The organism is Rhizobium sp. AB2/73 (assembly GCF_020871915.1).
GTDB classification, from domain to species: Bacteria; Pseudomonadota; Alphaproteobacteria; order Rhizobiales; family Rhizobiaceae; genus Rhizobium; species Rhizobium dioscoreae.
On the sequence record NZ_CP067071.1, the window covers coordinates 2126057 to 2151643 of the forward strand.

The following is a 25587-nucleotide window of genomic DNA, read 5'->3' on the forward strand; positions in this document are numbered from 1 at the left end:
ACTTCCCTTCGATTGCGAAAGGGGTACCGCTCACATCATCTTCTTACCGTTCGGCACCGGCTGGGTCACCGCAGCAAGAACGATCGCGCCGGACTCATCCTCGAAACCGAGCGTCAGCACTTCGGAACGCACCGGTCCGATCTGGCGTGGCGGGAAATTGACCACGGCCAGCACCTGCCGGCCAATGAGAGTTTCCGGCGTATAGTGTACGGTGATCTGTGCGGAGGAGCGCTTGATGCCTATCTCCGGCCCGAAATCGATCCTGAGCTTGTATGCGGGCTTGCGTGCTTCCGGAAAAGTCTCCGCTTCGATGATCGTTCCGACGCGGATATCCACCCGCTCGAAATCGCCATAGGTGATCTCTTCCGTCATGCCCTGTCCCTTATCGAAAACCTGGAACGCTTCAGCGCTTCGCGGAACTGCTCAACCGTTCCATCTCTTGCTTTTACGCAATTCCAGACGGAAAACCGCTATGCACTTTTTCTGAAATTGCTACCCTGCCAGTTCCTGCGCCCGCTTGCGCGCTGCTTCCAGAGCCGCATCGAACAATGGCTGCATGCCGTCTTCCGCCATCAGCACGCCGAGCGCCGCCGCAGTCGTTCCGCCGGGAGAGGTCACATTCTGACGCAGACGCGAAGCGTCGTCGGGAGACTGGTGCAACAATTCACCAGCCCCCGCGACGGTTTCCCGTGCGAGCCGCATGGCGAGGTCCGCCTGCAGGCCAAGCTTTCGGCCCGCCTCCGCCATGCATTCCACGAGATAGAAAACATAGGCAGGCCCGCTGCCCGAAACCGCAGTCACCGAATCGATATCGGCTTCGGCGGGTACCCATTCGACCGGACCGGATACCTTCAACAGGTTCTGGACCAGCTGCCGCTGGCGGTCGCTTACACGCGCATTGGCAAAAGCGCCCGTCACGCCGCGCCCGACCATGGCGGGCGTATTCGGCATGGCGCGCACCATGGCCGCGTCTCCCAGATGCGTCTCAAGCGCAGAGAGCGTCTTGCCGGCCGCGATGGAGACGACGACGGTCGTCTCTTCGACGAGCGGTTTGAACGGCGGCAGAACCGCGTCCATGAGTTGCGGCTTGACGGCGATGAAGAGAACGCCCGCCGTCAAGCCTTTCGGAACTTCGGTGACATGGCTTGCGCCCGCATCCGCAATCATTTTCCGCATCGCTTCGGCCGGATTGGGATCGACGACAACGACCGAAGAGCCCGGCACGCCGTTTTTCAGCCATCCCGTCAGCAATGCGCCACCCATATTGCCCGCGCCGATCAGAACGATTGGCCCGGAGGATGCAAATGCATTGGCGGATTGTTCACCTGTCATGTCACGCTTCGCCTACCGTTTCAAAGAGTACGGCTTCCATGGCGCGGTTTGCATCGAGCCCGGACCATACGACAAATTGGAAAGCCTGATAGTAAGCCTCGCATGTGTCAAGCGAGTTGGAAAGCAGCACTTCCACCTGCCTGTTCGTGGGTTCCGCCCCGCCCGACAAGAGCAGCGATTGACGGAAGATGACGATGTCTTCCTGACGCCACAGATCGAAATGGCCCATCAGCACCTGCCCGTTGATGCAGGACAAGAGCTTGATCACCTCGTTGACGCGCGGGTCCGGAACCTTGACATCGAACGCGCAGGCTATGTGCAGCGCCTCGAATTCCTCCATCCAGGAGAACGAAACGTGATAGTCGGTCCATCGCCCTTCGACGGTCATGGCGATTTCGTCTTCGCCCGACCGTTCAAACGACCAGTCGTTGTTGGCAGCAACGAATTCGATCATGTCGACCGGATTCGATTGTCGTTCGGCTTCCATTTCCATAAGGCTCATGCAGCACCTTCTTGACCGGATCGGTTGCAGTTTTCCCGTGGCTCGACACTGAAAGAACGCAAACAATTTTACTCCGGAAACATCCTCGGGATGATGCTGAACGGCTGCCAGACTAACGCTTCCACCATGCCCGGGGCTTACCAAGTCCGTTTCGAATCATCATTTAAAATCAGTGTATAGCGGCATGCCCGGCATGCCAGCCCCCGAACGGTTATTTTTGGAAACGGCACTGTGGAAAGCTCTTCCGACGTCTATTCAGAAGGGAGTCATAACCGACTCTGGCGATTGGCTTTTTTGCCTATGTCCACAGGTGGAAAAACGGACGGAAATTTTCAGAGGAAAAAGGCACGGCAAACGGGTGCCGCGCCGATCAGCAAACAGAAGTCCAGGCTTATTTGCCCTTTGAAGCGAGCTTGGCTTCGAGCGCTTCGATTCTTGCCAGCAGTGCCTCGTTTTCGTCGCGCGCCTTGATCGCCATTTCGCGAACGGCCTCGAATTCCTCGCGCTTGACGATATCCATGCTGTTCAGCCAGCGCTCGGCATGGGCATTGAAGGCGGTCTCGATTTCGCGGCGCACGCCCTGGGCAGCACCGGCGGCATCGGTCATCAGCTTGGCGAATTCATCCAAGATTCGGTTCGGTCCAGTGCTCATGGCAATCTCCTTGCAGCCGTCGGCCCTCAACGGTCAGGCATCGATATGGGCCAGATAGTGCTGAGGTAGGATTTCCAAGGGGCTGATGCAAGCAAATTGAGATAGGACTGGACAACCGGACCTGCCATCTCGGCGAGATCAATAATCGACTTGACCGTTTCGACAGCGAACGCCATGTTCCGCGCACATTTTGGATATTTAGCATGATCCTGCCCCGAAATGGTACGGTGCTTTCGGGAACATGCTGCAACGGGCCTGACGATCTTGCTGACATCCGCCAATCTCGCCGCCATCCTGCCTTTTCCGGATATCGATCCCGTCGCCGTTTCTCTCGGCCCGGTTTCAGTCCATTGGTACGGGCTTGCCTATGTCGCCGGCATTCTGCTCGGCTGGTTCTATGCCAGGCGGCTGGTCGACAATGGCAAGCTCTGGCTGAACGATACAGCACCGATGACGCGCCAGCATCTGGATGACTTCATTCTCTGGGTCGCCTTCGGCATCGTTCTCGGCGGCCGTATCGGCTATATCCTTTTCTATGATCTCGACCCGGTACTGGCCAATCCGATCCGTGCCATCGAAGTCTGGAACGGCGGCATGTCTTTCCACGGCGGATTAATAGGCACCACCATCGCTATGATTTTGTTCGCAAGGCGAAACAAGATTCCCGTCTGGAGCCTGTTCGATATCGTCGCCGCCGTCGCCCCGATCGGGCTTTTCTTCGGCCGTATCGCCAATTTCATCAATGGCGAGCTCTGGGGTCGCGTCACGGATGTTCCCTGGGCGATGGTCTTCTGCAGCCCACATGTGATCGCCGCCCATAACGGCGTGTGCCCCGCAGGCCCAGACCCGCGGCACCCGAGTCAGCTTTATGAAGCCGGCATCGAAGGCATCATCCTCTTCCTTATTCTCTTTGTGCTTACGCGCTGGGCGCTGACGCTGAAGAAACCGGGCACGGTCAGCGGCATTTTTGTCATCGGCTACGCTTTCTCGCGTATTTTTGTCGAATTCTTCCGTCAGCCTGACGAGCAGCTCGGTTATCTGCTCGGCACGAACTGGCTGACGATGGGGATGGTGCTTTCGCTTCCGATGGTGGCGATAGGCCTTTGGGCCGTTATCCGCGCCCGTCAGGCAGCGGCAAGGCAGATGGCTTGAGGTGGGGTTCAATATCGCGTGGTCTTCTTGAAAGACGCTCCCAGTCTGTCTGGGCCACGCATTAGCGAAAGCATAGAATGACGACGGCGCTCGGGGAAAAAATCAAAACCATCATCCGCACCAACGGGCCATTGAGCATCACCGATTATTTTTCGCTGTGTCTCGCCGATCCGGTGCATGGTTACTACAAGACGCGCGAACCTTTCGGCCAATCCGGCGACTTTGTCACCGCGCCCGAAGTCAGTCAGCTATTCGGTGAGATGATCGGCGTCTTCATGGTGCATGCCTGGCAGCGGCATGGAACTCCTGCCGAGGTGCGTCTTGTCGAAATCGGTCCGGGCCGTGGCACGATGATGTCCGACATGCTGCGCGTCATCGGCAAGCTGGCCCCGCCACTCTATGATGCCATGACGGTCCATCTTGTCGAAACCAGCGAGCGCCTGCAGGGCTTCCAGCGCCAGACCCTTGATGCCTACGGCGCAAAAATCTCCTGGCATGCGGATTTCGGCGAGGTGCCTGAAGGTTTCACCCTGCTCGCCGCCAACGAACTCTTCGACGCCATTCCCATCCGCCAGTTTGTTCGCACCGCCAACGGCTTCCGCGAGCGCACGGTCGGCCTCGACGCCAACGACGAGCTGAGCTTCACGGCGGGCGTCGCGACGCTCGATCCTGCACTTCTTCCAGAAGGCGGACTGCCGCCGATCGGTACGATTTTCGAAATCGCGCCCGCCCGTCAGGCCGTTATGACGACGATCTGCGACAGACTTGCCGCTCATGGCGGCACGGCGCTTGCCATCGACTACGGCCACATGGCGACAGGCTTCGGCGATACGCTGCAGGCCGTGCGCATGCATGAATACGATCCGCCGCTGGAACATCCGGGCGAAGCGGATCTCACCAGCCATGTCGATTTCCAGCATCTGGCGCAAACCGCCCTCGCCTCCGGCATGCACATTAACGGCTGCTGTCATCAGGGCGATTTCCTCGTCGGTCTCGGCCTGCTGGAGCGGGCGGCAGCCCTTGGCAGAGACCAGGATGCGGCAACCCAGGAGAACATCCGTGTCGCCGTGGAAAGGCTGGCCGGCGCCGGCGAAGGCAAGATGGGAGAGCTCTTCAAGGTGCTGGCGGTCTCCAGCCCGGCGATCGATCTCCTGCCCTTTCGTCCCGTCGGCTGAAACGTGACCATCGATCCCTACGCATTGACAGTGCGCGCCGGACTGGGCCAACATCCCAATCAAATCGAACTGCTTCGCCGCGGCTGCGTTATTCATCGCACGACAGGCTGAAGCAAGACATCAAGGGACACTGCAGTTGCCGACACCACTTGCAAGCACGCTGCTGAGCGCCGCCGAGGCTGCCGGCATTCGCCATGGCTATTTCACCCGCGCCGGCGGCGTTTCCGAAGGCCTTTATCGCGGGCTGAACGTGGGCTTGGGTTCACATGACGATCGCGAGCATGTGCAGGAAAACCGCCGCCGCGTGGCCGGCTGGTTCGGTCTGCCCGTCGAACGGCTTGCTACCGTGCATCAGATCCATTCGCCCGATGTCGTGACAATCGGCACATCTTACGATGGCAGCCGGCCGCAGGCCGATGCGATGGTCACGGCGACACCGGGTATCGCAATCGGCGTGCTCGCCGCCGATTGTGGCCCCATCCTTTTTGCCGATCCGGAAAATCGGGTCATTGGCGCCGCTCATGCGGGGTGGAAGGGCGCGCTGACCGGCGTGCTGGAAAATACCATCGATGCGATGGAAGCGCTTGGCGCGCGACGTGAAGCGATCCTTGCCTGCCTCGGCCCGTCGATCAGCCAGGCGAGCTATGAGGTAGGTCCCGAATTCGTCGAGCGCTTCATCACTCATGATCCCGATTATGCCAAATATTTCGCCCCTTCGGCACGCAACGGTCATGCCATGTTCGATCTGCCGTCCCTCACGGTCGATCGGCTGCACAAGGCGGGCGTCACCGCCGAAAGCCTGAACCTGTGCACCTATCCGGATCCTGAGCGCTTCTTCTCCTATCGGCGCACGACGCATGCGAAGGAGCCGGATTACGGACGGCAGATTTCCGCCATCGCTATCGAGGAGGCAAGCTAATATGGCCCTGCATTTCGAACGCAGCGAATTCGATGCTCGTCTGGCGCGGCTGCTGGCGAGAATGCAGGAAGAAAAACTCGATGCCATGCTGCTCTTCGCACAGGAGAGCATGTATTGGCTCACCGGCTACGATACGTTCGGCTTTTGCTTTTTCCAGACGCTGATCGTCAAGGCGGATGGATCTCTGACGCTCCTGACGCGCTCGGCTGATCTGCGCCAGGCGCAGCTGACCTCCGTCGTCAGCGACATCCGCATATGGGTCGACCGCGTCAACGCCGATCCGACGCTCGATCTCAAGGAGCTCTTGTCCGATCTCGATCTGCTCGGTGCCCGTATCGGTGTCGAATACGACACTCACGGCATGACGGGCCGCATCGCTCGCCTGCTCGATCATCAGCTTGCAAGTTTCGGACAGATCATCGATGCCTCTTATCTTATAAGTCGTCTGCGTCTGACGAAGAGCCCGGCGGAAATCGCCCATGTCGAACGCGCTGCCGCACTGGCCGACGATGCCCTCGACGCAGCCCTGTCTGTGGTCAAGGCCGGCGCGGACGAGTCGGATATTCTAGCGGCCATGCAGAGCGCCGTCTTTTCGGGTGGAGGCGATTATCCCGCCAACGCATTCATCATCGGCTCGGGCACGGAAGCCCTGCTTTGCCGCTACAAGTCCGGTCGCCGCAAGCTCGACGCCAATGACCAGTTGACGCTCGAATGGGCCGGTGTCGATGCCCATTATCACGCTGCCATGATGCGCACGGTCGTCATCGGCACTCCCAGCCATCGCCACCGCGAGCTCTACAGCGCCTGCCTGGAAACCCTGCAGGCGATCGAAACGATCCTGATGCCGGGGCATACTTTCGGCGACATCTTCGACATGCACGCCAAGATCATGGACGAGCGTGGCCTTGCCCGCCACCGGCTGAACGCCTGCGGCTACTCTCTCGGCGCCCGCTTCTCGCCGTCATGGATGGAGCACGAAATGTTCCATATGGGCAATCCCCTGGAGATCCAGGAGAACATGTCGCTCTTCGTCCATATGATCATCATGGATTCCGACAGCGGCACCGCCATGACCCTCGGACAAACCTATTTGACGACCTCACAGGCGCCAAAAGCCCTTTCTCGCCACCCTCTCGAATTTCTTAACCGTTAGGGGCGTAAGATAGCGATCCTGGACGGTAAGACCGTCGGGAGAAAGGATCGCGTCTATGGGACTGGTCAGGATAACGTTGACTGTCGCCGGCTTTTGCCTCGCGCTCTCCGCCTGCAATACCACGGACGCCCTGACGCCGCCCGAAGCCATCGGTGATGTCAGCTCCAGCCCGGTCACACAGCGCGACGTCGAGCGCATGGCGTCGGCACCCCAGCGCCGCCAGCTTTATCAAGGCTCACAGGAAAGCTACGGCTACCAGCAGCAGACCTCCCAGCAAGCTTATCGGCCACAAAGCTACGGCGGAGGCGGCACGCTCGATGAGCAGGCATCCGCACTGAAATCGAACGGCACCAACCCTTACGCCTCCCGCCCGCTCGACGGCTCCCAGACCGCGTCCATCGCTCCGTCTAACAATCAGTTTTCGGAGGCCGACGAACAGCGCGAGGCCGACCGGCGCCTGTCGGACGACCCACCGCCACAGCAGCAGCAGCAGAGTGCAGACGATCCGCAACCGGAACAGCAGCAGCCGGATCAACAGGCGTCGCTGCCGGCCGCGGCCGGCGGTAACAGCGTCCGCTTCCTGCCGATCATCGGCGCTCCCGTGGAGGCCGTCACTCCGCTGTCGCGCCAGCTTGGTGCCGACGCCCGTTCGCTTGGCCTGACGATCAAGAGCTCAAGCGATTCCAGTGCCGCCTATATTCTCAAGGGCTATCTTTCCGCCTTTGAAGACGGCCCGCAGATTTCCGTGACCTACGTTTGGGATGTACTTGATAGCAATGGCAACCGCGTCCACCGCATCCAGGGTTCAGAAAGCGCGCCTCTGAAGCGTGGCGACCCTTGGTCGGCCGTTCCTCCAACGGTCATGCAGAAAATTGCCACCAAAACCATGTCGGAATTCAATTCCTGGCGCGAATCCAACGGTGGATAGCTAAAAGCTTTTCAGAAATATGAAGCTAACGTGTCTCTCCCTCTTGCATTCGAGAGCAAGGCGGTTAAAAGCGCGGCTATCAGGTTGGTAATAGGCGGGCCACAATGAAGGTTTTCGCAGGCAATTCGAACCGGCATCTTGCCGAAGCGATCTGCAATTATCTCAACGTTCCCTTGGGAAGAGCTAGCGTCCGTCGGTTCGCCGACCAAGAGATTTTCGTAGAGATCCAGGAAAATGTACGCGGCGAGGATGTGTTCCTCGTGCAGCCGACGTCCTTTCCGACCAACGATCATCTTATGGAACTGCTGATCATGATCGATGCGATGCGCCGCTCGTCGGCACGGCGCATAACCGCGGTCATCCCCTATTTCGGCTATGCCCGTCAGGATCGTCGCGCCTCGGGGCGCACGCCGATCTCGGCCAAGCTGGTGGCCAATCTGATCACCGAGGCCGGCGCGGACCGCGTGCTGACCCTCGATCTGCACGCCGGCCAGATCCAGGGTTTCTTCGATATCCCCACGGACAATCTCTATGCGGTTCCGATCCTGACGCGCGATATCAAGGCGAATTACGATATCGGCAACGTGATGGTTGTCTCGCCCGATGTCGGCGGTGTCGTGCGCGCCCGCGCCCTGGCAAAACGTCTCGACTGTCTGTTGGCGATCGTGGACAAGCGCCGCGACCGCCCGGGTGAGTCCGAAGTGATGAACATCATCGGCGAAGTGGCCGGGAAGGATTGCATCCTGATCGACGATATCGTCGATTCCGGCGGCACGCTTTGCAATGCTGCCGAAGCATTGCTCGCACAAGGTGCGGCAAGCGTTACCGCCTATATCACTCATGGCGTTCTCTCCGGCGGCGCGGTGACCCGCGTGGCAAATTCGAAACTGAAGGAACTGGTAATTACCGATTCCATCCAGCCAACGACCGCCGTACTTTCGGCGCCGAATATCCGCGTCATCACGACGGCGACCCTCATCGGCGAAGCCATCAACCGCACCAGCCAGGAAGAATCGGTTTCAAGCCTGTTCGACTGAGCCTTGGGCCTGCCTTAGATGACCTTTGCTCCGGCAGGATGCGACTGTTTCCATGCGAGCAGGCCAATGCCCAACAGCCCCGAGATGAAGACGGCCGCGCCCGATCCCATGATCGAAGGCCCGATGCCGAACCACGCAAACAGGGTTGGCGACATCAGGTAGGCCAGAAGCAGGCCGGTGAATATCGCGCACATCAATAGACGATAGATCTGCGCCAAACGATGCGGCTCGCAGCGCGTCTGCATCAGGTGCAGCGTGGCAAGGTTCTCGAAGGGACCATTGATCGCCGCAAAGCAGGCAACGATCATCAACCCGATCCGATCATGCATCAGCGGCAGCAGGAAAACGCCAGATCCGAAAATGAGCTTCGCCACGATGATCCAGACCACCGGCCGGCGCGGCTTGACGCTGCCGAGGATCAGATTGGTGGTCAGGTTGCCGACGCCGTAAGCCGTCATCATCAGGCTGTAGTCGGTCAACGGGTTGGCGCTGGTTTCGCGCAAGTGCAGGATCATGCCGAGCAGAATGCCCATCGCCCAGGCAACGTTTCCCATCAGGTTGGTGAAGAGGCCATAGAGGATTGCCGCATGGCCCCGCGCTGCGCGCCACCCACCAAGAACGCCGTCCACCACGGCCGCCATTCCGGAGAAATCCCGGCGCCGCGGCGCCGTTGGAAGTTTCGCCACCGCCAGCCACACGGCAAGCGCTGACAATATGAAGGTAGCAGCCGTGACCGTGAAGAACTGAGATTTCGGCAGGAGCCCATTTACAAGCGCGATCAGGCTCGGACCGAGAATACGCGCCATGCGGCGGGTGGCATCGAACAAGCCGTTGGTCGCATGCCGGACTTCGGCATCGACGGCAATCACCGGCAGAGTCGCCTGCAGCGACGGATCGAACGTCGACGTCAACAACGCGATGCTTCCGGCAAGCACGATCAACAGCGGCAGGCTCATCAGATGCAGAAGACCTGCCAGGGACAGCATCAGCAATAGAGCCGCACGCATCAGATCGGCCGTAATCATCGTCGTGCTGTGCCGCCAGCGATCCGTGACGATGCCGCCGAACAGGCTGCCGAACAGCAGCGCGCCGGACTGCAATGCGGAGACATATCCCGCATCGCGGCCGATGAAGTCGGCCGCAATCCAGACGACTGCAACCATGTAGAATTCGGAGCCTGTAGCCGCCAGCACCTGGCCGGCCCATAGGAGAGAGATCGAGCGCTGGCTCAGCGGCTTCAGGACAAACATGATCGCATTCTGACTTCGGAGTGGCTTACTTCATGACCTGCCCGTTGACCGTCACGTGACCGTCGTCGGAAAGATCGATATCCCAGCGCGAGCGTCCATCGGCATCCGTCTTGGCAAAGCCCTTGGCCATCATCAGGCCGAAGGAGAGCTGAGACAGATCCTCCTTGGTCTTTGCGGCCTCCTGGATGGCGGCGATCGTCTTGTCGAGATCTCGGGCAAGAACCGTCATCTTCATGGCGACGCGGTCCTTTTCGGTCAGCCAGCCGCGCATACTGCCCGACGCCTCGACATCATAAAGACCCGAGACAGCGCTGATCTTCGGGAAGTTGATGGTCATCGTCCCGTCGGGGAACATGGCCTTCTGCAGCTTCTCGTCCAGGGCTTTATCGCTCTCCGGGTTCTTCAAATCGGCTTGCTGGAACACATCCGCCAGAGCTGAGAAATTCAGATTCGGCACCTGTACCTGTATATCGGCCGTATCGGGAATGAAGGCGGCATAGTCTTCAGGGATCAGGCCCGTCTCCAGGGCAAGCTTCTCGGCATTCAGGCCGAAATCGGCGTTCATGGCATTGGCTGGCCCTGCTACCTTGAAGAAATAGCCCATCTTCTGCAGGCCGCCGTTGCCGAATGGCGTCGTGACTGCAATGTCCTTGATCGCGACGGACTCCTCGAAGGAGCCGACAATCGGCATCGCATCCATCAGCAGGGCCTTGACCGCCTTGCTGTCGGCATCGGAAAGCGTCTTCTCATCCTTGTGTTCGGAGACGAATTGCAACAGCGAATTCACCGCCTTCAGCGGCAGCCTGGTCGCGCCAGCCTTGAAGTCGATCGCCGCGATCTTGATTTCTCCGAGCGTCGCATCGTCGGCCGAAATCTTGTCGTAGAGCGATTGCAGGCTGCCGTTCATCTTGAGATCGAGCCTGCCCGGCTCACCGCTGTCTGCCGATGACAGGGTATAGACGATACTGTCGGCCGTCGCGTCATTCTTCTGGACGCTCTTATCTGCGTCGGTGGTCTTTGTCGCGATGGTGATGCCGTTGCCCTTCATATCCATGGAACGCAGATAGTGAAGCGCAGGGTCGAACACGCCCTGGAAGGTCGATGACGCCAGGGCATAGCGAAATTCGGTGTCGGGACCGCTGCCGGGCTTGGACTTCGCAGTGATATCGAAGGCATTGTTGCCTTCGATGTTCCAGGGGCCGCTATCGAGCGGCGTCGCCAGCATCATCAAGGGCTTAAGGCCGCTGATGGTGAAATCGCTCACGTTCAACTTGTCGAGCAGCTTCTGCACATCATAGGTGACTTCATAGTGCGTGCTGACCGGCTTGACCGAAATCGCACCGCTCTTGGCGATATCATCAGGCAGGAAATAGGTCAGATTGCCGTAGAGAGCCTTGGCACCTTGCTCGCTGACGTCAGCCGCCTGCACAAGGCCGGCCACGCCGGCGGCGAGAACAGCCGCCGTGGCAACCGCTTTGAAACGCATAATTCACCCCCAAATATGATGGAAAAGAAACGTGGAAATCTGGAAAGACCCGAGCGGCCTTTCGCATGGAACTTTGTCATCGCCCTGATACATGGGCTTGCCCTCAAACCTCAAGGCTTCTTCATCACCTGTCCGTTGACCGTCACCGTCCGGTCTTCATCCATGGTGATGTCCCAGCGGAGACGGCCGTCCGGGTCAGTCTTGGCAAAACCCTTGGCGGCGAGCAGGCTGAAAGAAACGCTATTCAAACGAGGCTGAGCTTTGGCGGCCTCCTGAAGTGCTGCAACCGTCTTGTCGAAGTCGCGCGCCAGGATCGTCGCCTGCAGCGAAATGCCGGAATGCGGCTTGGTGGAGCCCTTCAGCGCGCCGGAAACCTCGACGTCATAGACGTCAGACTTTGCGCTGATCTTCGGGAACTCCAGCGTTCCGTAGCCACTCGGAAACATCGTGCGTTTCAGAGCCTCGCCGGAAACCGGCGTCGCCCGTGTTGCAATCGCATCGAGCCCGGCATCGATGAGACCGGCAAAGTTGATATTGGGCACGCCGAGCTGAACGTCCAGCGCCGCGGGCAGGAAGGGCGTAAAGGCAGCCGGCACGAGATCGGCATCGGGGGTGAACTGCTCGGCCCTAACCTCGAGATTGACGTTCGAAGCCTTGGTCAGTCCGTCCATCTTGAAACTATAGTCGATGCGCTTGACGCCGACCTTGCCCCTCTCCGTTGCAACCAGCGCGTTGTTAACGGTCACGGTCTTGCCGAGCGAACCGAAAACCGGCAGGGCCTGATGGACCAGCTGCTCGAACTTCTCGCTGCCGCTTTGCGACAGCTGCTTAGCCTTTACGTGTTGAACGAAGAAACGGATGAGCGCGCGCAGATCCTTCACCGGCAGGCTTGTCGCCGTGACATTGGTATCGACGCTATCGGCGCTAAAAATGATGGGCGAAGCGTCCGGACGCACAGTGAACTGCTCACGCAAGCGCTGCAGCGTTCCTTGCAATTGCAGGTCGACCTTGCCGGCTTCGCTACTGTCGGTGACCGTATGGGCAAAGGAGGCGCTGTCGATTGTCGCATCGATCTTGCGCCCGCTTTTCGGGCCGCTGCCGGCGCTCGAAAATTTCATGCCACTGCTCTTGATGCCCATTGACCGCATCACTTCGATGGCAGGGTCAAAAATGCCGTCGAAAGAGCTGGAAACGATCGAATAGGCAATGTCCGAAGTCGGCGAATGCAGGGCGACATCGAGGCTGTTGTCGCCCGTCAGATGCCACCGTCCCTGTTCGACCGGCTGCGCAAAAAGCGACAGCGGCTTGAAACCCGTGACTGAAAATGCATTCGAGTTGATTTTGTCGAAGAATTTCGCGAGATCGTAGGTAATCTCATATTGATCGCCGGCCGGCTTGACGGTCACGAAATCGCTGCGTGCAAGGTCCTGCGAAAGCGAATGGGTCAGGATGTTGCGGAGTTCCTTGGCGCCTTGCTCATTGACGTCGGCAGCCTGGGATGCGCCAGCAAGACCCATGGAAAAAACCGCGGCGGCGATTGCTCTGGAACGCATGCCCGACCTCTCCTTCTGACGCCAATCGATTGGATTCGACTGTTGATGGGGCCGAGGGTATATGTCAAGGCGTTGATACACATGCCACCTCAGGCTTGTTCGCGGCAGTTGCAATGTCACCACAAGGCTTCGCATTCCGGGGGTGCTTGCACCTTTGGCCGCTTTGTATTATACGCCACGCGTCCGCGTAGACACCCTTGGAGGCAACGCGGATGAGGCAGGGTACGCCCTCCTCCAGTTCAATCGATACGGCGCATGACCGAGCGAATGAACTCTCCAAATAACCTCGAAAGGAATAGCTATGAGCCACGAAAGCTACGAGCTCAAGGCCGAGGCGCGCGAACGGGTTGGTAAGGGGTCCGCCCGTGAACTTCGCCGCAATGGTCTCATTCCCGCTGTCATCTATGGTGACAAGCAGGCCCCCATTTCTATCGCTCTCAACACCAATGAGGTGACGAAGCGCATCCACGCCGGCGGCTTCCTCACGACGATCGCCACGATCGATGTTGACGGCAAGAAGATCAAGGTTCTGCCGAAGGACTACCAGCTCGATCCGGTCCGTGACTTCACGCTCCACGTCGACTTCCTGCGCGTTTCCGGCAACACGGCGGTCACCGTCGAAATCCCGGTTCATTTCGAAAACCACGAGAAGTCCCCGGGCCTCAAGGCTGGCGGCGTGCTGAACATCGTTCGCCACGAAGTCGAAGTTCATTGCCCGGCCGATGCGATCCCGGAATTCTTCACCGTTGACCTCTCCGGCCTGAAGAGCGGCGACAGCATCCACATCTCGGCTGTCAAGCTGCCGAAGAACGTGACCCCGGTCATCGCCGACCGCGACTTCACGATCGCAACGATCGTTGCTCCGGCGGCCGGCCTTGCTGAAGACGAAGCAGAAGGCGGCGAAGAAGCCAGCGCCTGATTGGCATCTTCTACCTGAAGCATTTGAGACCCGCCTCCCTTTTGGGACGGCGGGTTTTTTCATGTCCGGGAAATAATATTAGAGAAAGTAAAAATAAGAACGTCTTGGATCTATACTATCGTTGATTTCCATTAACCCCACAGTTTCAGCAACATTTAACGGATTCATGAAAATCTGCGCGAAAGAGTTGTAGAAAGCGGCACGCTTAAAATCCGCTGGTCTATGACCGGGGAGCTAACGGAACTATGAGCCATTCGGTCGAAAACAGGTTTTTCGCGATCGTTTGCGGTGCGCTGCTGGTTTTCGTGGCGCCGCTCTTCGTCCTTTTCCTTTTTCTCTCGTCCGAACGCGCCGAAAAGGAAATCAAGGATCACATAACCGTTCTCCTCGTCGCCAATGCCCAGGCCCTCGCAAAGCCGCTATGGGACCTTGACGAAGACAGCGTCACCCAGATCAGCGCGACCACCGTTGCCGAAGGCGCGATCGTCCGTGTCAACGTCCGCGATCTTTCCGGCCAGCTCGACGTCACGCAATCGACCATCCCGAAATCTTACAACGGCAATCTGGAGTCCGTTGACCGGCCAATCATCTACAACGGCGTCGACGGTGCGAAGCGGCTTGGCACCATCACGGTCTATTATCCTCAGCTCGGCCTGTTCGACGGTCTCAAGAGCGAAGAGATCGTCTTCATCTCCATCTTCATCTTCGCCGTGTTGACGGTCTTCGGCGCGGCGCTGATCGGCAACCGCATCTTCGTCATCCAGCCGTTAATGCGGCTGACGCATGCCATCGAGGCCACACGGCGGCTCGGCTCGCGTCATCATGTCGACTGGCAGTCGAACGACGAAATGGGCCGGCTTGCCAGCAGCTTCAACGATATGCAGAGCAAACTCCAGCGCGAGGAAAACGAACTGAAGCTGGCCCATCGCCGGGCGACGGACACCTATAATCTGACGCCCGCCATGCTTTTCTCGCTCGACAAGAATGATTGCATCGCTGCCGTCAGCGACTACTGGCTCGCGGCCACAGGCTACGATCGCGCCGAGGTGATCGGCCGCGAGTTTGCAAGCCTGATCCTGCCGGATTCGCGCATGCAATATATCGAGCGCAAACGCGGCAATCCCGACAGTGCCGCCCGTCTCACCGTGACGGTGAAATTCCTTTGCCAGGATGGACGGATCATGGATGTCCTGATCCTCGAAACAACTGCGATCCAGGACGGTCTGTCGCTCTCCGTCATGACCGACGTCACCGAACTCAAGCAGTCGGAAGACCGTAATCTGCGGCAGGCTATTACCGATCATCTGACCGGCCTTCTCAACCGCCAGGGCTTCGAGAGCGCGCTGGACGCAAAGATCAATGAAGCCGATCTGCGCAGGCGTGAGCTCGCCTGCCTCTTCATCGATCTCGATCGCTTCAAGTGGATCAACGACAATATGGGCCATGCCGCCGGTGATGCGGCACTACGCGAACTGGTATCGCGCCTGCAGAAATGCCTGGCGCCGGGCGATATCGCCGCGCGCCTCGGCGGCGACGAATTTGCCATGCTGCTGCTGGCCGAGAATGCGGAAGCAAGAGCGATCGACATGGCGGCCCTTATCGCCGAGGCGTTCGAGGCACCGTTCATCGGCGATGCGCGCCTCAGCGCCAGCATCGGCATTGCGATCTACCCGCGTCAGGCCGCCAACGCGGCCGAACTGCTGCTGAAATCCGATATCGCCATGTATGCCAAGAAACGCGATGGCAAGAACGGCGCACAAATTTTCGACAACGGCATGCTGGACGATTCCCGCCGCCGGGCCGAACTGGAGAACCATATCGAAACCGGCCTCAGCGAAGGCTGGTTCGAAGCTTATCTGCAGCCCGTCGTGAATATAGACGACCGCTCGATCGCCGGTTTCGAGGCGCTGATGCGTCTGCATCACCCGCAGAAAGGCATCCTGCCACCTGGCCGCATCATCGAGGTCGCGGAGGAGACGGGTTCCATCATTCGCATCGGCAACCGCATCATGGAGAAGGCTATCGCCGATTTTGCTCGCCTCTCTCGGATCGAGGGCATGCAGGACACCTATCTCGCCATCAACTTCTCGCCGCTGCAGTTCGAGCAGGAATTGCCTCTGCGCATTGCGGCTCTGCTGGCGCGTTACGAAATCGCACCCCAGCGCATCGTCGTGGAAATCACCGAGGCCGTGCTCATGGATGACAATCCGGAGACGCGCATGGTCATCAACGAAATCTGCCGCTACGGCTGCCGCATAGCGCTCGACGACTTCGGCACGGGCTATTCCTCGCTTAGCTATATCAACCGCTTCCCGGTCGATATCATCAAGATCGACCAGTCCTTTATCCGCGCGATCAACGATACCGCCTCCGACGTCAGCGCCAAGAGCCGCATGCTGGTCGAAAGCATCACCACGCTGTCGCACAAGATGAACTGCACGGTTATTGCCGAGGGCGTGGAGACCGAGGAGGAATGCGCGACTCTGCGCGCCATGGGTATCGACTATGGCCAGGGCTATCTGTTCTACCGGCCGCTGCATCCGGACAATCTGGTAAGGACGCTGGTCGGCTCGCATCAACATCACCCTTCCCCCGTAGCACAAGCGTCATAGCGATGAGGAACCGCATGCGAAAACCGCTGCTTATGATTGCTGCCAGTCTGTTTTCGCTCACGCTCTTCTCCTCCGTCCACGCCGAGACGATCCATTTCACCACCGAGGAATATCCGCCCTTCAACTATCGCGAGGGTAAGACCGTTGTCGGAGCGACCACCGACCAGGTGCGGAAGGTGATGACCGATGTCGGCGTCGACTATACGATCGACATCATGCCTTGGGCGCGAGCCTACAATCAGGCGCTGATGGAACCCATGACCTGCGTATTCGTCGCAGCTCACAACGAAGAACGCGACAAGCTCTTCAAATGGGTGCAGCCGCTGCTGATCGACCGCAACATTTTAATCAAGCACGGCGGCTCCAGCGTTACCGCCGGCAACATCGCCGAAGCCAGGAAATATCTCGTCGGCACCTGGCGAGAAGATTATACGGAAGCACTCCTGCGCCGGAACGACTTCCCGCGCATCGACGTCGGCAGCGACTTCAAGGCCGCGCTCAAGAAGCTGATGAGCGACCGTATCGACCTGATGCCGATCTCGGAATTCTATTTCGACAAGTTGCAGAAAGAGGGCAACGCCGTGGAGAAGGTGACCCTTCTCTCACAACAGCCCATGGGGATCGCCTGCCACAAGGATTTCCCGACCGGTCTCCTGAACAGGATGCAGGTAGCTCTGAATGCGCTGATTGCCGACGGAACGCAAAGGCGGATTTTCCTGAAGTACGGCCTGCACCTCGGCGACTGACGGCATCCCGCCTTGACTTTGCCGTCAAATCGCTGTGGTGAAGGACATCGGCATTTTTGAAGGGGTGAAGCGCATGCTTCTCATCGCGGGCCTCGGCAATCCGGGCGCCAAATATCAGGGCAACCGCCACAATATCGGCTTCATGGCCGTGGATGCGATCCACCGCCGCCATAGCTTTTCGCCCTGGTCGAAGAAATTCAAGGCGGAGATTGCCGAAGGCGAACTCGGCGGCCAGAAGGTGCTGCTCATCAAGCCGCAAACCTTCATGAACCTCTCGGGCGAAGCCGTCGGCGAAGCCATGCGCTTCTACAAACTCCAGCCATCCGATCTCGTCGTCATCTATGACGAGCTCGATCTGCCGGCCGGCAAGGCGCGGCTGAAGACCGGCGGCGGCCATGGCGGCCATAACGGTATCAAATCCATCGACGCCCATTGCGGCAAGGACTATCGTCGCCTCCGGCTCGGCATCGGTCATCCCGGCGCCAAGGAACTGGTGCACAATCACGTTCTCGGCGATTTCGCCAAAACGGATCGAAGCTGGCTGGAGCCGTTGTTCGACGCGCTCGCCGACAATGCCGACATGCTGGTGCGCGGCGAGGATTCGCAGCTAATGAACAAGATTGCGCTTGCCCTCGGCGGCAAGGCGGAAGACGACGCGCCCAAGCCGGAAAAGAAGGCGCCTGCCAAGTCCCACATTCATCAGGCACGCAATCATATCAAACCGAACATTCCCGAAACCGGTCCCATGGCGGAAATGCTGAAGCGGATGTTCGGCAAGAAGGACAATTGAGATGTCGGAAATAGCGGTAGAAAGTGTGGCGGATATCGTCATCCGGTCGGTCGCGATGGCGGACCTCCCGACGCTGCTTGCACTTTACCGGCACCTGCACACGGAAGAACCGATACTGGACCTAAGCCTCGCGGAGAGCCGCTTTGCGGAAATCCTCGCGCATTCCGGTATGACGATCTTGGCCGCCTTTGACGGCGACAATGCCGTCTCCTCGGTGACGCTGACCGTCATCCCGAATCTCACGCGGGGCGGCGCGCCCTATGCCCTGATCGAGAATGTGGTAACCCATGCCGACTATCGTCGGCGCGGTCTTGCCGGCACGCTCATCCATAAGGCGTTCGCAAGCGCCTGGGAGAGGAACTGCTACAAGGTCATGCTGCTGACCGGCTCGAAAAATCCGGCTACGCTGCGTTTCTACGCCAATTGCGGCTTCAAGCAGGACAAGACCGGCTTCCATATCCGCCGGCCCGCGCAGTGAGAGCGGGCGTTCCTATTCTTCCGGCTCGGTCGTAAACATCAGCGGGAAACCGGCGCTCTTGGCAAGATCGACCGCCTCCTGCGCCTTCGTCTCGGCAATATCGCGCGCACAGACCATGACGACGCAAGTGCCGAGCTTGTGCGCGGTCATCATGACGCGATAGCCGGTCTCCTCGCTCATGCGGAAGACGGCCTTCAGCACCATGATGACGAACTCCCGCGGCGTATAATCGTCATTCACGAGAATGATCTTGTAGAGCTTCGGCCGTTCGACCTTCGGCTTCGTTTTAGTCTTCGGTTTCAGGACAACATCATTGTCACTCATCGGCATCACCGTTGACGACAGGGAAAGAGGCTTTGGGCTAATAGGAAAATTATAGTGCAGCGCACTACACGCTTCAAGGACGACAGCGCCTCTCAGGTAATACAAAGGAGTATTCGAGCGACTTCTGCCTCTCTTTCGGCAGAAAAAAGCCTCCCTGCCCGCACAAGACTTGACCCGCAACGGCCCTTCCCCCATAGGCACAGCAAAGATTTTCAAGATATGGACAAGGTGCCATGGGTTTCAAATGCGGTATCGTCGGGCTGCCGAATGTCGGCAAGTCCACTCTGTTCAACGCGCTGACCAAGACGGCGGCGGCACAGGCGGCCAACTATCCGTTCTGCACGATCGAGCCGAACACGGGCGAAGTCGCGGTTCCCGATCCGCGCATGCGCAAGCTTGCCGACATCGCCAAGTCGAAGGAACTGATCCCGACGCGCATCTCCTTCGTCGATATTGCCGGCCTCGTGCGCGGCGCGTCGAAGGGTGAAGGACTCGGCAACCAGTTCCTCGCCAACATCCGCGAAGTCGATGCCATCGTTCATGTGCTGCGTTGCTTCGAAGACAGCGACATCACCCATGTCGAAGGCCGTATCAATCCGGTCGCCGATGCCGAGACGATCGAGACCGAGCTGATGCTCGCCGATCTCGAGAGCCTCGAACGCCGCACCGAGCAGACGCGCAAGCGCGCCACCGGCAAGGACAAGGAATCCATGGCGATGCTGCCGATCATGGAAGCCTCGCTGAAACTGCTGCAGGAAGGCAAGCCGGTGCGCACCCTGCTCTCGAAGCTCGATGCCGAAGAGATCCGCATCCTCAAGAGCCTGAACCTGCTGACCTCGCATCCGGTGCTCTACGTCTGCAACGTCGCCGAAGGCGATGCCGCGACCGGAAACGAGCATACGGCGGCTGTGGCTGCCATGGCCAAGGAGCAGAATTCGGAGGTCGTCATCATCTCCGCAGCCATCGAGGCGGAAGTGGCGCAGTTACCAGACGAAGAGGCAAAGGAATTCCTTTCCGCGCTCGGCCTCGACGAAGCTGGCCTCGATCGCCTGATCCGCGCCGGCTATAAGCTCCTGCACCTCATCACCTATTTCACGGTAGGCCCGAAGGAAACGCGCGCCTGGACCATCGAACAGGGCACGAAGGCTCCGCAGGCCGCCGGCGTTATTCACTCGGATTTCGAGCGCGGCTTCATTCGCGCCAACACGATCGCCTATGACGATTACATCGCCTACAACGGCGAAACAGGTGCCAAGGAAGCCGGCAAGGCGCGGGACGAAGGCAAAGAATACGTCGTCCAGGACGGCGACGTCATCCACTTCCGCTTCAACACCTGATAGCCTTTTTTCTTGCCGGCGCCTAAGCAATTCCAGGAAAAGTGCGAAGCGGTTTTCCGTCCGGAATTGCGTTAAAGCAGGAGGATAGAGCGTTTTCGCGATTCGAAGAAAAGCGGAAAAGCTCTATCGCAGCGCCGGCAATCTCGCTTGCATGCCGGCAGGCAGACGTCGCACGATGAGGCGGCGCAGATCGGCCCAGCCGATGCCGATGACAAGCACGACCAGACCGACGATCATCAGCACCAGGAAGCCGACCTTGTCGAGGCCGGCATTGTTGTGCCGAAGAATGGCAGCGGTCGCAAGGCCGAGCGATACGAGCCCTGCGGTCACGAAAACGCGGCGGTCGATGACAAGTCCGATCAGCATCATCACCAGCACGGCCACAAGGACGGTTACCGCCTGCAGATAGCCCCCGAAGAGGGCATCGGTGAGATTGGTGAAGACCATGCCGCTGCTGGCGAGCTCGAGGCGCAAGGCCAAGAGGATCGTCGAATAAAGCAGAGCCGGCGCCGTTGCGAGGTGCAGCCAGAAGGCCACGTCGGACCGGCGCGTAACTCTCTGCGGATCGCTGAGATCATAGCGCATCGCCAATACAAAGCTGCCAAGCGCGGTCACCAGCAAGATCATCATCGTCTGGATGGGGTAATCCGCTGGCACATTCGAAGAGCCAGTTACCGTGCCGGCGACATAGAAGACCGCGGCGAGAAACAGGCCGAACAGCGAAAACAGGAATAAGGCCAGCGACAGCGGGACGCGGTAGCGCCAGTAAAACAAGGCCAGCGACAGCGGAAATGGCGCCACCAGCACGATTGCGCCGATCGTAAAATTATCGCTCAGCGTCGGTGTGGAACTCACATAGCTGACCACCATGTAAAAAATCCAGACAACGAGCGCGACGGTCAAGACCACGGCCGGAAGCGCCAGCCGCTGTCGGCGCACCAGGATCTCGGCCAGAACGACGATTGCCAGCAAGGGCGCATAACGGTTCGCCAGCCCCCATAGCCCGATGAGCAAAACGACGAGGCCGATGGTGATGAGCACATCGTGAAAGCCCCGCACGAAACGCGGCGCTTCCGTATCTTCCAGAGGATTGGGATCATCCGGAAAACGCGGTGCCGAGAGACCCTGTCCGGTCGGCAACGCACCGATGTTCCTGTCCGCCAGATAGGGCAGCAATCTCTCGGCCTGACTGGAGGAAATGATCCCCGCGCCGGCTGCCTCTTCCAGTGCCACTTTGAGTTCGCTCATTCCAGCTCTCATACCATCCTGCCAAGACCCAAGCCTCAACATATCGCCGGCATACAATCAAGGGCTGTCGGCGGCCAATAGACAGTCACCGTCGTCCCTTCCTTATATTGACCGTGAAAATGCTTGCGCCAGCACCGCGGGCCATGCGATTGCCGATAAACGAGAGGTGGAGGACGACAGAAGATATGACGAAATTCGTCTACGAAGACTTCCAGCCGGGACGAGAATTTCCGCTCGGCCCAAAACATGTAACGGCGGCGGAGATCATCGAGTTCGCAAGCGAATTCGACCCTCAACCGATGCATCTGGACGAGGAAGCCGGCCGTGCCAGCATTCTCGGCGGCCTTGCCGCTTCCGGCTGGCATACATCGTCCATGTTCATGCGCATGATGTGCGACTCCTATCTCCTTGCCACCGATGCCGAAGGCGCGCCCGGCATCGATTTCATGGAGTGGAAGAAGCCCGTTCTGGCCGGAGATACACTCTCTGGCCGGTCCATCGTCATGGAGATGCGCGCCATGCGTTCTCGCCCAGGCATCGGCATCGTCAAGTTTCGCCACGAGGTCGAAAATCAGCGCGGCGAACTGGTCTGCCTCGGGGAGAATGCGGTCATGATCCGCATGCGCAGCGTGGCGGAGATTTCGGCATGAAGATGAGCGACCTCTACGCCGTCGGCGAACGCATCGACATCGGCAGCCATACCTTCACGCCCGAGGGCATCGTCCATTTTGCCTCACGCTTCGACCCGCAAATCTTTCATATGGATGCGGAAGCGGCCAAGCATTCCTTGTTCGGCGGTCTCTGTGCCTCGGGATGGCATAGCTGCTCCATGTGGATGCGCAGCTTCGTCGATTACTGGAAATCCGAAACGGCAAGACTGACCGCCGAGGGCAAGACGCCGCCCGTTCTCGGCCCCTCGCACGGCTTCACGAAGCTGCAATGGCTGCGGCCGGTCTTTGCGGGCGATACCATCAGCTATGGCGTTGCGATCCTTGGCAGCCGCGCTTTGGCCTCGCGCCCGGGCTGGACGCTCTACACACTCGCTTGTGACGGAATAAACCAGGATGGCTTGCCGGCCCTACGGTTCGAAAGCACGGTGCTTGCCTCTGAATAGCGAGCTGCGGGGCCGTTCATAACGGCCCTCGCCAATCTTCCGAACGCAGTCAATGACCGGAAAATTCCACCAGTGTGTGAACCGGCACGTCAAGCTCCTCGAGCTTCTTGCGGCCACCAAGGTCAGGCAGGTCGATGACGAAGCAGGCGGCAACCACTTCGGCGCCGATCTGGCGCAGAAGCTTCGTAGCGCCGACGGCGGTTCCGCCCGTCGCGATCAGGTCGTCGACGAGGATGACCCTCTCACCCGGATTGACCGCATCACGGTGCATCTCCATTTCGTCGACACCATATTCCAGGCTGTAGGCGATGCGGACGATGTCGTGCGGCAACTTGCCCTTCTTGCGGATCGGCACGAAGCCGGACGACAGCTGATGCGCCACCGCCCCTCCGAGAATGAAGCCGCGCGCTTCCATTCCGGCGACCTTGTCGATCTTCGTGCCGGCGTAAGGCTGCACCAGCGCATCGACGGCACGGCGGAATGCCCTGGCGTCGCCAAGCATCGTCGTGATATCGCGAAAGATGATGCCGGGCTTGGGATAATCCGGAATGGAGCGGATGCTGGCGGCAAGCTCCGAAGCAATAGTGTTCATCAAATATAGTCTCTCAGGCTGTGATAGGGCCGGTTGCACCCTATCAATACCAGGGTGCTATACCAAACAAAAAAGGCGGCCTCGCCGGGCCGCCTTTTCTCGATCATTGTCGCGATGCTCAGTGAGCGCCGGCCTTTGCATAGACGGAACGCTTGGTGAGATAGATCAAGATCGAGAAGATCAGCAGGAATACCATGACCATGAAGCCGAGGTGCTTGCGATCTTCCAGATGCGGTTCGGAGGTCCACATCAGAAACGCAGCCACGTCGCGCGCATACTGGTCCACAGTCTGCGGCGAGCCGTCGTCATAGGTCACTTGGCCGTCGGAAAGCGGCTTCGGCATCGCAAAGGTCGCAGCCGCATCGAAATACGGATTATAGTGCGAGTTCTGCGGCACCTTGAACCCGGCCGGCGGCTCTTCGTAGCCGGTCAGCAGCGAGTAGATATAGTCCGGCCCGCCTTCCTGATACTGCGTGAAGATGTCGAAGATGAACTGCGGGAAGCCGCGCTCGATTTCGCGTGCTTTGGCAAGCAGCGACATATCGGGCGGCACGGCCCCGTTGTTGGAGGCCGCGGCAGCCTCGTCATTCGGGAACGGCGAGTTGAAATGGTCGGACGGAAGCGCCTTGCGGCTGAACATTTCACCCTGAGGGTTCGGGCCGTCCTGCACTTCGTAATTGGCAGCAAAGGCCTTCACCTGTGCTTCCGTATAGCCGAGGTCTTCCAGCGTGCGGTAAGCCACCAGCTTCATCGAATGGCAGGCGGAACAGACTTCCGTGTAGACCTTGAGGCCACGCTGCAGCTGCGCCTTGTCATAATAGCCGAACGGGCCGGAGAAGGTCCAATGCTGCTCGCGCGGCTCCTTCAGCGGATAATGCGGCGTCTCTGCTTCCGCGGCAGGCTTCGTTTCCGCAGCGATCACGGCGGCGGTCGAGAGGCCGCCGATGAGCGTCAGGGATAGAAGGCCGACAACAAGTTTTTTCATCGTTTTCTTCCTCTATCGCCGGTTATGCTTGAACCGAAGCGGCAACTTTACCGCCCTGTTTCTCAAGAACCGCTTCCGTAATCGAATTTGGAATGCGCCTCGGTGTCTCGACAATGCCGAGCACAGGCATGATGACGAGGAAGAAGAGGAAGTAGAACAGGGTCGCAAACTGCGCAGCCGTGGTGTAGATGCCTTCCGCGGGTTGCGAGCCCAGCCAGCCGAGCAGGATGGCATCGGCGATGAACAGCCAGAAGAACAGCTTGTACCAGGGACGATAGACGGCCGAGCGGATCTTCGACGTATCGAGCCAGGGCAGGAAGAACAGCACGATAATCGCGCCGAACATCGTCAGAACGCCACCGAGCTTGGAGTCGATCGGGCCGATGTTGAAGGTGATCGAGCGCAGCATCGCGTAGAACGGCAGGAAGTACCATTCCGGAACGATATGAGCCGGCGTCTTCAGCGGGTTGGCCGGGATGTAGTTATCGGCATGACCGAGGAAGTTCGGCAGGTAGAAGACGAAATAGGCGAAGACCAGCAGGAAGATGGAGACACCAAGCGCATCCTTCAGCGTCGCATAGGGCGTGAAGGCGACAGTGTCGGTCTTCAGCTTCACTTCGACGCCGGTCGGGTTCGTCTGGCCGGTCACATGCAGCGCCCAGATATGCAGGATGACGACACCTGCGATCATGAACGGCAGCAGATAGTGCAGCGAGAAGAAGCGGTTGAGCGTCGGATCATCGACGGCGAAGCCGCCGAGCAGGAAGGTCTGGATCCAGTCGCCGACCCATGGAAAGGCCGAGAAAAAGCCGGTGATGACGGTCGCACCCCAGAAGGACATCTGGCCCCAGGGCAGAACATAGCCCATGAAGGCGGTAGCCATCATCAGAAGGTAGATGATCACGCCGAGAATCCAAAGGATTTCGCGCGGCGCCTTATAGGAACCGTAGTAAAGGCCGCGGGCAATGTGCAGGTAGACGGCCACGAAGAAGAAAGATGCGCCGTTGGCGTGCATGTAGCGCAACAGCCAGCCGTGATTGACGTCGCGGACGATCTTTTCGACCGAGTTGAACGCAATCGCCGTGTTGGCCGCATAATGCATCGCCAGCACGACGCCGGTCAGGATCTGCAGGACCAGCATGACCGTCAGCATGGCGCCGAACGTATAGGCATAGTTCAGGTTGCGGGGAACAGGATAGGCGATGAAACTGTCATAGACCATACGCGGCAGCGGAAGCCGCGCGTCTACCCATTTTTCGAGCCCTGTCGATGGCTCGTAAGACGAATGACCACTCATGATTCA

Annotated in this window: 26 protein-coding genes; 14 read left to right on the forward strand and 12 right to left on the reverse strand. The window is 59.1% G+C overall.

Annotation, left to right across the window (positions count from 1 at the left end; all coding sequences use genetic code 11):
- Window positions 1-30: 30 nt before the first annotated feature.
- The 4 genes from I8E17_RS10560 to I8E17_RS10575 all read right to left on the reverse strand — a co-directional run bounded on the left by I8E17_RS10560 (window position 31) and on the right by I8E17_RS10575 (window position 2486).
- Window positions 31-372: a tRNA-binding protein gene (locus I8E17_RS10560; RefSeq protein ID WP_069612649.1), complete on the reverse strand. Its 342-nt coding sequence runs from the start codon at window positions 370-372 to the stop codon at window positions 31-33.
- 120 nt (window positions 373-492) lie between these two features.
- Entirely contained in the window at window positions 493-1332 is an 840-nt protein-coding gene (gene proC, locus I8E17_RS10565; protein ID WP_069612650.1) for a pyrroline-5-carboxylate reductase, read from the reverse strand.
- Window position 1333: 1 nt separating this feature from the next.
- Window positions 1334-1834 carry a YbjN domain-containing protein gene (locus I8E17_RS10570; protein WP_219510689.1) on the reverse strand — a complete coding sequence of 167 codons (501 nt, stop codon included), beginning with the start codon at window positions 1832-1834 and terminating at the stop codon, window positions 1334-1336.
- Window positions 1835-2225: 391 nt separating this feature from the next.
- Window positions 2226-2486 (reverse strand): accessory factor UbiK family protein, encoded by a 261-nt coding sequence (locus I8E17_RS10575; RefSeq protein ID WP_069612652.1) that lies wholly within the window; start codon window positions 2484-2486, stop codon window positions 2226-2228.
- Window positions 2487-2750: 264 nt separating this feature from the next.
- Here I8E17_RS10575 and lgt point away from each other — a divergent pair, with 264 nt between their 5' ends.
- The 6 genes from lgt (at window position 2751) to I8E17_RS10605 (ending at window position 8850) form a co-directional block, all read left to right on the forward strand.
- Window positions 2751-3638, forward strand: a complete 888-nt coding sequence (gene lgt, locus I8E17_RS10580) for a prolipoprotein diacylglyceryl transferase (protein ID WP_069612854.1) — start codon at window positions 2751-2753, stop codon at window positions 3636-3638.
- Between the two features lie 77 nt (window positions 3639-3715).
- Window positions 3716-4813, forward strand: a complete 1098-nt coding sequence (locus I8E17_RS10585; protein WP_069612653.1) for a class I SAM-dependent methyltransferase — start codon at window positions 3716-3718, stop codon at window positions 4811-4813.
- Window positions 4814-4949: 136 nt separating this feature from the next.
- Window positions 4950-5732: a peptidoglycan editing factor PgeF gene (gene pgeF / locus I8E17_RS10590; protein ID WP_113366422.1), complete on the forward strand. Its 783-nt coding sequence runs from the start codon at window positions 4950-4952 to the stop codon at window positions 5730-5732.
- Between the two features lies 1 nt (window position 5733).
- Entirely contained in the window at window positions 5734-6885 is a 1152-nt protein-coding gene (locus tag I8E17_RS10595) for a Xaa-Pro peptidase family protein (protein WP_069612655.1), read from the forward strand.
- 55 nt (window positions 6886-6940) lie between these two features.
- Window positions 6941-7813, forward strand: a complete 873-nt coding sequence (locus I8E17_RS10600; RefSeq protein ID WP_069612656.1) for a hypothetical protein — start codon at window positions 6941-6943, stop codon at window positions 7811-7813.
- A gap of 104 nt (window positions 7814-7917) precedes the next feature.
- Window positions 7918-8850 carry a ribose-phosphate pyrophosphokinase gene (locus I8E17_RS10605; RefSeq protein WP_069612657.1) on the forward strand — a complete coding sequence of 311 codons (933 nt, stop codon included), beginning with the start codon at window positions 7918-7920 and terminating at the stop codon, window positions 8848-8850.
- Window positions 8851-8864: 14 nt separating this feature from the next.
- Here the strand turns inward: I8E17_RS10605 and I8E17_RS10610 are convergent, their stop codons facing one another.
- From I8E17_RS10610 to I8E17_RS10620, 3 genes are all read right to left on the reverse strand, one after another.
- On the reverse strand, window positions 8865-10100 hold the full coding sequence (locus I8E17_RS10610) for an MFS transporter (RefSeq protein WP_069612658.1): 1236 nt from the start codon (window positions 10098-10100) through the stop codon (window positions 8865-8867).
- Between the two features lie 25 nt (window positions 10101-10125).
- On the reverse strand, window positions 10126-11586 hold the full coding sequence (locus I8E17_RS10615) for a hypothetical protein (protein ID WP_069612659.1): 1461 nt from the start codon (window positions 11584-11586) through the stop codon (window positions 10126-10128).
- Between the two features lie 110 nt (window positions 11587-11696).
- Window positions 11697-13139 carry a hypothetical protein gene (locus I8E17_RS10620; RefSeq protein WP_069612660.1) on the reverse strand — a complete coding sequence of 481 codons (1443 nt, stop codon included), beginning with the start codon at window positions 13137-13139 and terminating at the stop codon, window positions 11697-11699.
- 301 nt (window positions 13140-13440) lie between these two features.
- Here I8E17_RS10620 and I8E17_RS10625 point away from each other — a divergent pair, with 301 nt between their 5' ends.
- The 5 genes from I8E17_RS10625 (at window position 13441) to I8E17_RS10645 (ending at window position 18684) form a co-directional block, all read left to right on the forward strand.
- Entirely contained in the window at window positions 13441-14058 is a 618-nt protein-coding gene (locus tag I8E17_RS10625) for a 50S ribosomal protein L25/general stress protein Ctc (protein WP_069612661.1), read from the forward strand.
- Window positions 14059-14303: 245 nt separating this feature from the next.
- Window positions 14304-16670, forward strand: coding sequence for an EAL domain-containing protein (locus tag I8E17_RS10630; protein WP_069612662.1), 2367 nt, complete (start codon window positions 14304-14306; stop codon window positions 16668-16670).
- Window positions 16671-16684: 14 nt separating this feature from the next.
- Window positions 16685-17416: a transporter substrate-binding domain-containing protein gene (locus tag I8E17_RS10635; RefSeq protein ID WP_069612663.1), complete on the forward strand. Its 732-nt coding sequence runs from the start codon at window positions 16685-16687 to the stop codon at window positions 17414-17416.
- 73 nt (window positions 17417-17489) lie between these two features.
- A complete protein-coding gene (gene pth / locus I8E17_RS10640; protein ID WP_069612855.1) occupies window positions 17490-18206 on the forward strand; it encodes an aminoacyl-tRNA hydrolase in 717 nt (238 codons plus the stop codon).
- Window position 18207: 1 nt separating this feature from the next.
- Entirely contained in the window at window positions 18208-18684 is a 477-nt protein-coding gene (locus tag I8E17_RS10645; RefSeq protein ID WP_069612664.1) for a GNAT family N-acetyltransferase, read from the forward strand.
- 12 nt (window positions 18685-18696) lie between these two features.
- Here I8E17_RS10645 and clpS read toward each other — a convergent pair whose 3' ends face one another.
- Window positions 18697-19008, reverse strand: a complete 312-nt coding sequence (gene clpS, locus I8E17_RS10650; protein ID WP_069612856.1) for an ATP-dependent Clp protease adapter ClpS — start codon at window positions 19006-19008, stop codon at window positions 18697-18699.
- Window positions 19009-19241: 233 nt separating this feature from the next.
- Here clpS and ychF point away from each other — a divergent pair, with 233 nt between their 5' ends.
- Entirely contained in the window at window positions 19242-20345 is a 1104-nt protein-coding gene (gene ychF, locus I8E17_RS10655; RefSeq protein ID WP_069612665.1) for a redox-regulated ATPase YchF, read from the forward strand.
- A gap of 123 nt (window positions 20346-20468) precedes the next feature.
- Here ychF and I8E17_RS10660 read toward each other — a convergent pair whose 3' ends face one another.
- Window positions 20469-21593, reverse strand: coding sequence for a hypothetical protein (locus I8E17_RS10660; RefSeq protein ID WP_069612666.1), 1125 nt, complete (start codon window positions 21591-21593; stop codon window positions 20469-20471).
- A gap of 185 nt (window positions 21594-21778) precedes the next feature.
- Here I8E17_RS10660 and I8E17_RS10665 point away from each other — a divergent pair, with 185 nt between their 5' ends.
- Window positions 21779-22243, forward strand: coding sequence for a MaoC family dehydratase (locus I8E17_RS10665; RefSeq protein WP_069612667.1), 465 nt, complete (start codon window positions 21779-21781; stop codon window positions 22241-22243).
- Window positions 22240-22707 carry a MaoC family dehydratase gene (locus I8E17_RS10670; protein WP_069612668.1) on the forward strand — a complete coding sequence of 156 codons (468 nt, stop codon included), beginning with the start codon at window positions 22240-22242 and terminating at the stop codon, window positions 22705-22707. The genes I8E17_RS10665 and I8E17_RS10670 overlap by 4 nt, the downstream gene beginning before the upstream one ends.
- Window positions 22708-22756: 49 nt before the next feature.
- On the opposite strand, the gene I8E17_RS10675 is transcribed toward I8E17_RS10670, so the two are convergent.
- From I8E17_RS10675 to I8E17_RS10685, 3 genes are all read right to left on the reverse strand, one after another.
- A complete protein-coding gene (locus I8E17_RS10675) occupies window positions 22757-23299 on the reverse strand; it encodes an adenine phosphoribosyltransferase (RefSeq protein WP_004116512.1) in 543 nt (180 codons plus the stop codon).
- 118 nt (window positions 23300-23417) lie between these two features.
- Window positions 23418-24284, reverse strand: coding sequence for a cytochrome c1 (locus tag I8E17_RS10680; protein ID WP_069612669.1), 867 nt, complete (start codon window positions 24282-24284; stop codon window positions 23418-23420).
- 22 nt (window positions 24285-24306) lie between these two features.
- Window positions 24307-25581: a cytochrome b N-terminal domain-containing protein gene (locus I8E17_RS10685; RefSeq protein ID WP_069612670.1), complete on the reverse strand. Its 1275-nt coding sequence runs from the start codon at window positions 25579-25581 to the stop codon at window positions 24307-24309.
- Window positions 25582-25587 lie beyond the last annotated feature (6 nt).